Here is a 13,103-nt window from a genome sequence, read left to right as displayed (position 1 = left end):
GTATTGGCTCCCCAATTTAAAATCTAAAATTTAAAATCTAAAATTGTTTCGGTCAGAATTCTGAATGGGCTAACGCCCTTGCACTCTACAGAATTCTGAATCTATCTCGTTGGGGTTTGAATCCAAGAGTCGTAAGTGATTCTGACTGGAGGCGGAGCTATCCAGCGCTCCGCTCTTGGATTCTGACTCCTAGATTCTTTTTCAATGACCCACTTATTCTCCAATACATACACGGAGGTAGGTGGGCTTACTAATTATTGTTAAAGAATTTTAATTATTTGCGTTTGTAGCGTTAATTTTAGTACCTCTGGTCTAGCAAGGTAACTAGAAAGGATATATTATACAGGCATGAACACGCAACTACCACTGAAAAGTTATGATTTCATGATATCAACATACACTTACAAATGTTTAGTAGAAATATCTTTTTAGAAAAAAACTTATGTTTTAAAAACTAAGCAGAGTCATTGTAAATACTTTTGCTGTTCATATAATCTGTATAGTCATAGCAATAAAGAAAAATGAAGGAAAAATGCTATGGAAATTTACTGTACTCGTCCACACTGTTCAAAATCGATCAATTCTTTTCCCGATTTAAATGAACCTCTAGATCTGAAAAACGTTCGACAAAAATATTGCATAACTTGCGGAATGCCACTATTTTTAGATGGTCGGTATGTGCCCTTGAAGGAGTTAAGAAAGGGTGGGTTTGGAGCGGCATTTCTGGCATACGATCGCCGAACCCCAGCCATGCGAAAATGCGTCGTAAAACAGTTGCAACCATCTCCTAGCCTTAATGAAGAACAGATACAAAAGACGACACAGCTATTTCATCGTGAGGCAGAAGTTTTAGAAACATTAGGCACACATCCGCAAATTCCCGAGCTTTTTGCGTTTATTAATTTACGAGTTCCAAATTGGGAAGGGCAAAAAAATCAGGAGTTGTTTTACTTAGTGCAGCAATATATCGATGGTGAGGATCTAGAGCAGGAACTCAACCGCAAGGGTATGTTTTCAGAAGCAGAAGTTTTAGAAGTTTTACAAAAAATCCTCCCGGTTTTAGAGTTTGTCCATACTCATCACTCTATCCACCGCGATATTAAGCCTTCTAACATTATGCGTGCTCGTAATGGATCGTTATATCTTATAGATTTCGGTGCAGTTAAGCAGGTAGTCAAAGCAACTCCTGAACAGCAAGGAGCAAACTCGAACGGTATACATTCTGGCATGTTAACAGGTATTTATACACCAGGCTTCGCGCCATCAGAACAGACGGCTTGTCTTGCTGTGTATCCTTCAACAGATTTATATGCTCTAGCAGCTACCTGTGTGTGTTTGCTAACTGGTAAAAAGCAGATCAAACATTTTATTGACCCTAACACGAAAGCTTGGTTCTGGCGCTCACCCAAAGTTAAAGTTAGCGATCGCCTTGCCAATGTTTTAGAGCGAATGCTCAAAGATAAGCCAAAAGAGCGGTATCAATCAGCAACGGAAGTTCTTCATGCTTTGCAGCCAACCTCGAATTTGACTTCAACATTTATAAACAATTTGGAGTGGTTGGTAGAACCCTTTTTGATTGGGTTTGAAATTGCACTACTTGCAATAGCTTTTAATAAACTCCCAACATCAATTAATGGGGCATTAGTAAGTATAACTTTGGCTAGCTTTATCTATGCTCAACATCGCCGAATTCTAACTAGACATCATTTATCCATTCTTACTGGAAGTACACTCGTTGTTGTGCTTTTATTACTATCGGACTTGCCTGCTCGATTAGAAATTCCTTTTCTGAATTTAGTCTTGCAAAATAATCCTATATACGTCATATTATTTGCTATATTGTCTGGTATTTTTGCTATCACTTTATTAGGTTTATCTCAACTCATTTACCAGCTACTTGCCCGCATAGTATAAAGATTTCAAGCCTTATCGTTTTTTATAGAGTGTGTATTCATGTTGGAAAGAAAAGATTCTCTGCGCCGCTTTGTTGCAGTCATTATTGCTTTAGGTATTTTAGGAGTTGTTGTGTGGGCATTAAAAAATTTTATTCAACCCAATGAAGAGAAGACAGTAAATGTTAATGGAACTTCAAACTCTTTTTCCGATTCTTTAGATGAGCAGATGAGTTTTGGAGAAAAGAATTTAGTAGATAGAGAGCTAACTTTGAACATTCCTGCTTTCCAAGAAGCCAAAAAGCAGGGAATGGAAGGAATGGCTCAAAAGCAGTATCAAAAAGCTGTTGAAAATTTTAAAAACGCACTGGCAATAGCACCAAATGCACCTCTAACTAGGATTTACTTGAGTAACGCTGAAATTGGTAACGCGGAAGCTTACACAATTGCTGTTCCAGTACCAATACAAGCAAAAGAAAAATATGATCCAATTGAAGCCTTGGAAATGTTACGTGGATTTGCTCAAGCACAATATGAAATTAATCAAAAAGGGGGCATTCGTGGTAAGCGAATAAAGTTACAGGTTATTGATGACGATGATAATCCAGAAATCGCCAAAAAAATTGCCGAAAAATTGGTTCAAGATAAGAAAGTAATAGGTGTAATGGGGCATGCTTCGAGTGAAGTCAGCCTAGCAGTTGCTCCAATATATGCCAATGGTAAGCTTGTATTCATTACCCCAGTCAGCACATCCAATAACTTAAATAACCCAGACAACGCTCTTAATAATGGTAAGCGCTACGTATTTCGCACAAATATTGATACTCAAATCGCAGCGCAAAATCTAGTCAGGTATATGCATGATACTTTTGATGTACATAAGGTAGCAGTTTTTTACGATAACGAAAAAGATTCCCAGTATAACCGAGAGTTGAGAGAAGAGTTTACAAAAATATTAGTTAATTCCTACAAAGGCAAAATTGTTTATAAAGATGATTTATCAAAAGGTGGTAGCAATTACCCTGCTAAAGAAAAATATAAACAAGCTATTGAGAAAGGAACACAAGCTTTTTTGTTACTACCAAGTTCTAAAACAGTAACTCATGCATTGGATGTTATTTCAGCAATACCTAAAAATACAAGTGAATCTCAAGGCATAAAAGTGTTAGGAGATATTAGTAATTTATACGGAAGTAATACCTTGAATCGTGGTAAAGATACACAAGGTATGGTGTTAGCAGTTCCTTTATATCTTAATAGTGAAGACCAGTTTTCTCGGCAAGCTAAAGAACTTTGGAAAGACAAAATAGACTCTGCTTGGAAAACAGCAACATCCTATGATGCAGCACAGGTTTTTATAGAAGCGCTTAAACGTAATCCGGCTTCAGAAGCGCTTCCAGAAGAAATATGCAAAGAAGGCTTTCAAGCAAAAGGAACTTCTGGCGACTCTCTTCGATTTGACTGTTTAGACAGCAGTAGTCCTCAACAAAAAGTGAAATTGGTTCAAGTTAGTCCGCCTGATTCATCTAATAAACAGTATCATTTTAAGCTTATAGAGCATCAGCCAAAAAATCACAAAGATGATTAATTAGGGGTGTATTGACTACATAAGCTAAAATACATCAAGACTCTATTTTAGATTTGAAATTTTGATTTAGTGAAAGGGGAATTGGCATCTACTTTCTTAATATAAATTAACAGAGTGGATGCAATGAAAAAGTGGAATAATCAATTCTTGTTATCCTTAACAGGAGCTTGTTTGGCAGTTGGATATTCTAGTTTATTAGCTACAGGAAATTCTCAGCAGAGTCAATTAATCTTGAAAAATCAATTTTTAGCACAATCAGAAATAAATCCAAATGTCAATGAGTATCTTGAAAAGAATAAACTGGAAAGTTATAAGACTCTTAAAAAGAAGCTAGATGAAGCTATTCAGGATGCAAAAAGACCAACCCAGGATAAAGTTGTAAACAATCTTTGGAGATTGTCAATTAGCAATTCTAAAATCAAGATGAGGATAAAGAACGGTAAAACAGAATTTTTAATGGTGAGTTGGAAATATATAAAAAACCCAAACGAGGATTGGAAGCCTGGTTTGAAACAAATAGAAAACCAGACTTGGTTAACAGCTTCTACTCAAGTCAAAGATTTTTGTCATACCTGTAAAGGTTTAGGTATGAATATTTCTGGTGATATTATGCTTTCGCTAAGATTGCAGCAATATTTGGGTTTAATTTTGAATAGAAACTCCAATAAGACGCATTTTGTAGAAATGTGGGTGAAAGCTGAAGATTTAAGTAGACCATGTCTTAATTCAAAAATTAATAATTCTAGTTGTCAAGTTTTTGCTGTACCTCCTATTCATAATCCTGTGTTGCAAAAAATATACAAAAATTCCTTTGAAGGTGAAGAACATTATCCTTGGACAGGTTTGGGTTACACATATGATTGGGGAAATCCTCAAAAACCTCATGTTGGGGCAAGCGAGTTTATCATTAATGCAACTGTTACCAGCCCCATAACAGTAGAAGTTGTTTCTGTAACAGCTACAAAAGAGTATTGTAAGAATAAATATTTAACTTCTTCGCCGTAAGTCCCCCGCTATAGTGGTACTCCACACTTCGACAAGCTAAGTGCAGCGCTTAGCGTGGGGATATAAGGCGGGCAGCGACAATTGCATCTTGGCTTTATTTTTGCCAAAGGCAAAAGAAAGAAAAGATGTATGCGCAGTTGCCAATCTTCCAAGGCACGTTTTGGGGGGAAGATTCCCCCCAAAAGCTGCCGCCGGAATGGGTGTACAGCATGTTGTATGATAATATTGGTCGATGACCGTCAGGCAGTATGGAACAGACAGGTTAATACGAAGTAGCAGTAAGATGCTTACCGCAGCAACATCTACCCTGAAAAAGAACATGACCGCTGGTTAGTAAGGTTACGTCCTGCTAAAAAAACAATCCAAGCCATGTTGTACGTTCAAAAATCAAACAACCTGCGGAAGGCGGGTTGCTGCCCGGATACATACAAATGTATGGGAGTAAGGGACGAGTTCCAAACCTCCGGACGCCGTGTAAGACCATTATCGGATTTAGTTCCGAACTCCTAGCAATAGGACTACCCAACGTGGCAACGACGGATGAAACGGGAAGCCCCAACCATAAACGGTACTCCGTTTTGGTGGTGGGTACTTCACCTACATCTGATTAGGATAAAAAAGAGATTTTTAAAACCCTTTGTAATACCACGAATCTATTTTTGTAAGAGGTAGACAAATGCACACAGATGAATTACGTCTTTTTGTCTGTGTGCATCTGCAGTTCCAAATATCCTGAAATCAGACTTTTGCAAGAAAACTACTGCTTAAGCACCTTGGCGCAGTTTATCCAAAACCCCCCGATCTTCTAAAGTAGACGTATCACCCGAAACTTCTTGCCCAGCAGCCAGATTCCGCAACAAGCGCCGCATAATCTTACCAGAACGAGTTTTGGGCAAAGCATCGGTAAAGCGAATTTCTCCAGGGCGGGCGATCGCCCCAATTTCTTTGACAACGTGTTGCTTGAGTTCTTTACTCAGTTCTTCACTAGGATTGCGATCGCCTTCTAAAGTCACAAAAGCTACTATGTCTTCTCCTTTTAGGTCATCTGGCTTACCGACCACAGCGGCTTCAGCTACTGCTGGATGAGACACAAGGGCTGATTCCACTTCCATTGTACCAAGACGGTGACCTGATATATTAATAACATCATCAACACGCCCCATAACCCAAAAATAACCGTCTTGATCGCGTCTTGCCCCATCTCCAGCAAAGTAGACATATTGCCCATCTTTCGGGGGGATGTGTTCCCAGTAGGTACGACGGAAGCGCTCAGGATCACCGTATACTGTTCGCATCATACCAGGCCAAGGATGGCGCACTATCAAATAACCGCCTTCATTGTCACCTACAGAATTACCTTCTAAATCCGCCACATCGGCTAGGATTCCAGGGAAAGGACGAGTTGCGGAACCAGGTTTAGTGGAAATTGCCCCCGGTAACGGTGTAATCATGATACCGCCAGTTTCCGTTTGCCACCAAGTATCAACAATCGGACAGCGTTCACCACCAATTACTTTGTGATACCACATCCAAGCTTCTGGGTTAATTGGTTCGCCCACGGTTCCTAGCAAACGTAAAGAAGACAGATTTCGCGCTTTTGGCAGATGTTCGCCCATCTTGATAAAGGCACGAATCGCAGTTGGTGCGGTATAAAAAATATTTACGCCGTATTTCTCAATAATGTCCCAGGTACAGCCAGGGTTAGAAGCGCGAGCCGCACCTTCGTACATCACCGTTGTTGCACCATTGGAAAGAGGACCATAAACAATGTAGCTATGTCCCGTAATCCAACCTACGTCAGCAGTACACCAATATACATCTGTGTCTTGTAGGTCAAAAATCCATTTGGTTGTCATGTGAGCGTATAAGTTATAACCAGCCGTTGTGTGTACAACACCTTTCGGTTTGCCAGTGCTGCCGGAAGTGTAGAGAATGAACAGCATATCTTCACTGTCCATTGGTTCGGCGGGACAATCTGCGGAAACATTCTTTTGCAAATCATGCCACCATTGATCACGTCCTGGTTGCATGTGAGTTTCTTGACGGGTACGCTGCACTACCACAACGTTTTCGACACTGGGAACAGCGTTATCAGCCAAGGCTTTGTCTACTTGTTCCTTGAGAGGAACGATCGCATCCTTACGCCAACCACCATCAGCAGTAACGACGAGTTTTGCTTGAGCATCTATAAGTCTGTCGCGCAAAGCTTCTGCACTAAAACCACCAAAAACAACACTGTGAGGTGCACCGATTCTGGCACAGGCTAACATGGCGATCGCCGCTTCCGGAATCATCGGCATATAAATGCCAACCCGATCTCCTTTTTTCACACCTAGTTGCTTCAGTACATTCGCAAACTGACAAACTTCCCGGTGCAATTGGGCGTAGGTGATGGTGCGCGAGTCGCCTGGTTCTCCTTCCCAAATAATCGCAGCTTTATTTTTACGCCATGTGGTGATATGTCTGTCAAGACAGTTGTAAGAAATATTAATCTTGCCATTGACAAACCACTTAGCAAACGGCGGTTGCCAGTCTAGAATTGTGTCCCACTTTTGGAACCAGTGCAACTCTTGTTCTGCTAACTCCGCCCAGAATTTTTGCGGATCAGCTTTCGCTTTGTCGTAAAGGCGCTGGTATTCTTCCAAGCTTTTGATATGAGCGTTTTGGGAGAATTCAGGGCTGGGATGGAATAGACGCTTTTCTTGAAGGATTGATTCTATCGTTACTTGGGACATGATTGTTTTTGTAATTGGTGATGTGACTGAATACTACTGAAAACTATTGTGTACGCAGATTTACGAGAAAGTGTTTTGATTTTCGTTAAGATATGGGGCAATTGCAAAATAACTTTATTAAGACTTAGGCAGAAGAGATCCCCCAACCCCCTTAAAAAGGGGGCTTTTAAGATTCCCCCCTTTTTAAGGGGGGCTAGGGGGGATCCCAGATTTTGGGTTTTCAGTGCGTAATACCAATTTGAAAAAAGAATGCGACAGATACACATTCCCAAACCCAAGTTTCGTCTCGGCTTTCTTCCAGATTGAATTTTGAATTTTGAATTGGTATAAGTCCCCTTTATACATAGCCACAAGAAGTAGCCGTTGAGAACCTATTTCTAATTTTCATATTGCAAGATGATAGGTAGTACTCACAATACTTGCTTGCGCCATGCCAATTACTGTAGAACCCAGCAGCTTATCTCTCAATGACGTTCATCGCCTGCTGAAATTGCAAAAGCAGTCAAATGGTTTATTTACAGACTTTTTAACTTTAGAACCTCTCACGGATTTTGAACAGCAAGATTTATCGCGAATTAGGAGCGACTTTGAACGTTACTTTAACGCAGGTAAAATTTCAGAAGGATTAGTTAAATTTTTGACGCTAGCACCTTTGATGCGATTGGCAGGATTCTACGATACTCCAATTCGCCTGACGATGGAAGATGTAATAGCGATCGCCATCGAAGATGAAGATATAAGCATTAGAGGACGGATGGATATTTTAGCAGTCAACAACGCTCAAGCAACTACCGTGCCACCTTTTTGGATTTTAGTGATTGAGACGAAAAATAGTTTAGTTGAGGTATTTGAGGGTTTACCGCAATTACTGAGTTATGCTTTTAAGAGTTTAGAGCAGCAAACATCAGTTTGGGGACTGGCGACAAACGGACTGCGTTATCAGTTCGTACATTTAAAACAGGGAACTCCCCCAAGTTATCAGTTAATGCCCTCACTCAGCCTGAATGAGTCTGAGGCTTCAATTCGGTTGTTGCAGGTTATGAAAGCAATTTGCCAGTTAGAGAATTTTCAGGTGAAAGCGCCAGCCTGAAAAGCAAACTAGTCAATAAATCTTTCTGGAATTCAAGCTGTTAAGCTGGAAGTTATTAGTATGATGCCACTTGACAAAAAAGCTTATGGAACCATTAACCGCAGGTGCGATCGCAACTCTCGCTTTTACAAAAGCCTTTGAAAAGACTATTGAAAAATTCACCGAAGCAGCACTCGTCAAGATGGATAAGCTGCGGAAAAAGATTTGGGACAAGTTAAGAGGAAACATCAAAGCAGAAACTGCGCTTGCTGCTGCTGAAAAAGGTTCCAAAGCTGATTTAGATACGGTAACCGCTTATTTGCGGGTAGAAATGGATAAAGATGAGCGATTTGCTCAAGATGTGCAAACTCTTGCCAGAGAAATCCATCAAGAAATCAACATTGGTAAGATTTCAGGGCAAAATGTTCAAAATGTCTATGGTGGCGAAGCTTATCAAAATAATGATAGTAAAGCGCCTATCTTTCAAGGCGTAGATAATAGCCCAATTACTATCCATTACAATACTCCCCCTACTTGACTACAGTCGTCCGAACGGGAACGGACAAAGTTAAATCCCCCTAAATCTATTCCTTACCGAGGCGTCGCCAACTTTGTCGGACGACAACAGGAACTTGCTGCACTGCATGAAAAATTGCAGAAACCTGGTACTGTGGCAATTTCTGCGATTGCTGGTATGGGGGGTGTGGGTAAAACTGAACTGGCGACACAATATGCACACCAGCATGAAGCACATTACTCTGGTGGAATTTGCTGGTTAAATGCCAAAGAAGCGAATCTAGCGGCGAAGATTGTACAGTTTGCCCAATTCTACATGAATCCGGAAGTACGGCAGCGAAGTCTCCTAGAACAGGTAGAATGGTGCTGGCAAAACTGGCAACCTGCAGAAGGATTGGTGTTGGTTGTCTTGGATGACATCACCGATTTAAAAGATTGGAAGAATTGTCAACAGCTACTACCAACAGATAACCGCTTCCGCGTTTTAATCACAACGCGACTGCGAAACCTCGACGCCGATATTCAGGAATTACCTCTGGATGTGCTGTTACCAGATAAGGCTTTGCAATTATTGACTGATTTGGTGGGTGAAAAGCGGGTATCTCGTAATGTGGAGACGCAAAATTTTGCGTCTTCATTATGTGAATGGTTGGGATATCTCCCTTTAGGTTTGCAACTGGTGGGGCGATATTTACGAGAAGATCCAGATTTGTCTTTAGCCGAGATGTTACAGCGGCTGCAAATGCAGCAACTGGAAGATAAAGCGATCAACCCCACAACACGCGGAGTAAAAGCCGCATTTGAATTAAGCTGGCGAGAACTTGACTCAATGACACAGCGTGTGGGTGAGTTGTTAAGCTTGTTTGCCCAAGATGTGATTCCTTGGAAACTGGTAGAATCTGCTGCTGAGTTGCTGAGTTGGGCAAAGGCTGATGTTAACGAAGTGAAAAAGCAACTTTACAAACGCCACTTGATTCAACGGGTGGAAGAAGAAGAAGGCTGCTACAAAATTCACCCCTTAATTCGGCAGTTTTTGCAAGCCAAGCGAGAAACCTCACAACAACCCGACGAACTCAAACAAGCTTTTGCCTCTACCCTTATATCAATTGCCCAAGAAATACCCGGTTCTGTTACCCGTGAATTTATTGAGTCAGTGCAAAATGCTATCCCTCATCTGACAGAAGTGGCACAAAATCTGATTGATGCGGTAGGGGATGAAGATTTAATTTGGGTTTTTAGAGGTTTAGGCGCATTTTATCAAGGACAGGGTTTGTATGCGCTAGCAGAACCTTGGTGTGAGCAGTGTTTAAAAGTAGTGCAGGCACGCTTGGGAGAGGAACATTTCGATGTCGCCACTAGCTTGAATAAGCTGGCATTACTTTACGTGTATCAAGGACGCTACAGCGAAGCCGAACCACTTTTTGTGCAAGCTTTGGCACTCTACAAGCGCCTGCTCAGAGAAGAACATCCTGATGTCGCTATTAGTCTAGGGAAGCTCGCGTATCTCTATAAGTTACAAGGACGTTACAGTGAAGCTGAACCGCTGTTTGTACAAGCTTTAGCACTACAAAAACGCCTACTTGGAGAAGAACATTTAGATATCACTGAAAGTCTTAATGATCTGACAGATTTCTACCGTTCTCAAGGACGTTACGCGGAAGCCGAACCACTTTGTCTGCAAGCCTTGGAACTCTGTAAGCGTCTGCTGGGAGAAAACCATCCAAAAATTGCTCTAATCTTGAACAACCTGGCATTACTCTACCAAGTTCAAGGACGTTACGCGGAAGCCGAACCACTTTATTTGGAAGCTTTGGCACTAAGCAAACGTTTGTTGGGAGAAAACCATCCAAATGTCGCTTTCATCTTGAACAATCTGGGATTACTCTACTACTATCAAGGGCGCTACACTGAAGCTGAACCGTTATCCCTACAAGCAATAGAAATAGATAAACTATTTTTAGGAGAAGAGAATCCTGATTTTGCTACAGACCTTCACAATTTAGCATTGATATACCGCGCTCAAGGGCGATACAGCGAAGCAGAAACGTTGTTTGTGCAAACCTTGAAACTACGGCAGCGTTTATTACCAAAAGATCATCCGCTTGTAGCAGATAACATCTACGCTTTAGGTAAGCTCTACAGACAACAGGGGCGTTATAGCCAAGCTGAACCTTTTTGTATAAAAGCATTGGAACTTGATAAACGCCTACTGGGAGAAAATCATCCCAATGTTGCTGAAAGTCTCAATAACCTGGCAGAACTCTACTGTTCTCAAGGGCGTTACGTGGAAGCAGAACCTTTGTATGAGGAAGCTTTAGAGATTTATGAGCAGGTTTTTGGGCAGAACCATTCAAAGACAGTTAGTGTCAGTGAAAATTTAGAAAATCTCCGGGCTAAAGTGAATGCTAGTAATTCTTGGTGGGGCAAACTTCTAAAGTTTTGGCGATAAATCTAAGAGCAAGTTGCTGTCAAAAATGTCATTTCCGCTACACCCTTACACCCCTAGTTACTGACACTTTTGCGCTGATGAGAGAGTTTTCAACCCCACCTTTGCCGTTCCATACAGCCGACTAAACTCTTGCTCGTAATGCGCCGCTACGATGGGATTTTGTATAGCTATTAAAGTTTCATCATTCAAATAGTTCCCGGCATTAGACCAGTTATGGCTACCAGTAATCACCAATGTGTCATCTAAGATTGCCATTTTACTATGAACTGCGCGATCGCCCATTAAGCCTGTAGGAAAACCCACAGTAGTAATTGGATGCTTCCAAGGTTTCACTGTTATGAAGCTACGTTTCTTACCTACACGAGGACAAACACCCATTGCATCGTATGCTTTGGAGTAACTTTCTCTAAAAAAATCCGGATCTATTAGAACTTTTATGTCTTCAACACCTTGATCATGCACACTACCAAGAGTGTCACTAATCTTTTGATCCGAAAAAACAAACACCGCAATATGTACACTCTTTTTAGCTTGCTCTAAATAAGAGGCAATCATTCCATTACTAGTTCTTGTTATATCATCTTTTTTGCTTCTAGCTGGCGAAAAATTGACGGTGATAGTTCCTACTCCAACTGGAATTGTTACAGGAGATCTTTGTGGCTTATAAGATTTGAATACTCCCTGCCACATATAATTAAATTCATCAGTAAAAGTTTTGGCAAGTTGAGGGTTATTAGGAACAACAACCATATTGTTGGGATTACCACGGCTGTCAAGATTTCCAAAATCTCCATGCATATCAGATGTTGTCAGGTTAGCGCTAGAGATGATAGTTGTCTTTCCATCTACAATCACAAATTTATGATGCATAAGTCCACTGCCTTTTTTGGCATTGTTAGATTTATCATCTTTGATTTCAATTCCAGATGAGTGCAACATAGCTAAAGCATCGGCTGGATAACGTTTTAATTCTTCATACGCTTGCTTATCATGCCGATTCATCCGGGGAATTTCTGCTTGTGTATATTTATCTAAAGTTTTATTGTACTTATTATCTATTAATACTCTCACTTTCACTCCGCGTTTGCGAGCAACTGTTAGCGCTTCAGCAACTTTGGGAAGCCTAAACTCCATGACTGCTAAATCCACAGTTGAGTTTGCTTGGTTTATAGCGTCGATAATTTGCTGTTCTAAATTGTCTCCCTTACGGATAAAGTGACGGTATGGATCTTCATAGGAAGACGCTAAATTTTGATTGAAATAGACTTTAACAGCAGAGTCTTGAGGTAAAGGTTCAACAAGTTTTGTTTTTGGTGAAAATTTGAGGACGTTAACTAAAACAATCCCGCCAATAATAAAGATTGGTAAAAGAAAAATTGTCCTTCTAACAACTTTAAAATGCTGTTTATCAGAAGTGATCAAATCTAATAGAAGTTTCATTAAATAATAAGGAAGTGTAGCGCGTCGTTTTTACTCAGTTTGAAGACTGAGTTATATCTTTTACCAGTATTCTTTTAAAAAAAAGCCATAACAATACGGCTCTTACGGAAGTTAATTTGTTTTTATGACAAAACTTTTCAGTAATTGCACGATATGTGAAGTAAACTAAGTACTGCTTTTCATAAATTCGTATCGCAATAAGGGCTTGTGGTTGCAAGCCCCACGTGTATTCGCATCTCCCTTGCTCCCAACTTCATCTTGACCTTTTTGAGTAAAAATACTCTAATCAGACTTTAGTTAGGTTACCTGAGCATATATACTCATTTAATATGGAATGAAAAAAGTAAAGAAAAGTCAAAAATAAAAAAACCTTATGTTTGCGCCTGTCGTTGTCACAAGCAGAGGCTCT

General features: G+C 40.5%; 8 protein-coding genes. 6 read left to right on the top strand and 2 right to left on the bottom strand.

Translation table 11 applies throughout. From position 1 onward, the window contains the following. Nucleotides 1-537 precede the first annotated feature (537 nt). The 3 genes from AC5JM2_RS11595 (at nt 538) to AC5JM2_RS11585 (ending at nt 4,485) form a co-directional block, all read left to right on the top strand. Nucleotides 538-1,914, top strand: a complete 1,377-nt coding sequence (locus tag AC5JM2_RS11595; RefSeq protein WP_495835027.1) for a protein kinase domain-containing protein — start codon at nt 538-540, stop codon at nt 1,912-1,914. Nucleotides 1,915-1,953: 39 nt separating this feature from the next. Beyond that, nucleotides 1,954-3,480: an ABC transporter substrate-binding protein gene (locus AC5JM2_RS11590; RefSeq protein WP_495835026.1), complete on the top strand. Its 1,527-nt coding sequence runs from the start codon at nt 1,954-1,956 to the stop codon at nt 3,478-3,480. A gap of 123 nt (nt 3,481-3,603) precedes the next feature. Beyond that, entirely contained in the window at nt 3,604-4,485 is an 882-nt protein-coding gene (locus tag AC5JM2_RS11585) for a hypothetical protein (protein WP_495835025.1), read from the top strand. Nucleotides 4,486-5,249: 764 nt separating this feature from the next. On the opposite strand, the gene acs is transcribed toward AC5JM2_RS11585, so the two are convergent. After that, on the bottom strand, nt 5,250-7,220 hold the full coding sequence (gene acs / locus AC5JM2_RS11580) for an acetate--CoA ligase (protein ID WP_495835024.1): 1,971 nt from the start codon (nt 7,218-7,220) through the stop codon (nt 5,250-5,252). Between the two features lie 430 nt (nt 7,221-7,650). On the opposite strand from acs, the gene AC5JM2_RS11575 reads away from it, so the two are divergent. The 3 genes from AC5JM2_RS11575 to AC5JM2_RS11565 all read left to right on the top strand — a co-directional run bounded on the left by AC5JM2_RS11575 (nt 7,651) and on the right by AC5JM2_RS11565 (nt 11,254). Continuing rightward, nucleotides 7,651-8,310 (top strand): restriction endonuclease subunit R, encoded by a 660-nt coding sequence (locus AC5JM2_RS11575; RefSeq protein ID WP_495835023.1) that lies wholly within the window; start codon nt 7,651-7,653, stop codon nt 8,308-8,310. Nucleotides 8,311-8,395: 85 nt separating this feature from the next. Then, complete coding sequence (locus AC5JM2_RS11570) at nt 8,396-8,827, top strand: hypothetical protein (RefSeq protein ID WP_495835022.1); 432 nt, start codon at nt 8,396-8,398, stop codon at nt 8,825-8,827. Between the two features lie 48 nt (nt 8,828-8,875). Continuing rightward, entirely contained in the window at nt 8,876-11,254 is a 2,379-nt protein-coding gene (locus AC5JM2_RS11565) for a tetratricopeptide repeat protein (RefSeq protein WP_495835028.1), read from the top strand. 57 nt (nt 11,255-11,311) lie between these two features. On the opposite strand, the gene AC5JM2_RS11560 is transcribed toward AC5JM2_RS11565, so the two are convergent. Continuing rightward, on the bottom strand, nt 11,312-12,694 hold the full coding sequence (locus AC5JM2_RS11560; RefSeq protein WP_495835021.1) for a phospholipase D-like domain-containing protein: 1,383 nt from the start codon (nt 12,692-12,694) through the stop codon (nt 11,312-11,314). Nucleotides 12,695-13,103: the final 409 nt, after the last annotated feature.

It is taken from the genome of Brasilonema angustatum (genome assembly GCF_059505445.1).
This window is presented reverse-complemented; position numbering and strand designations above follow the sequence as displayed.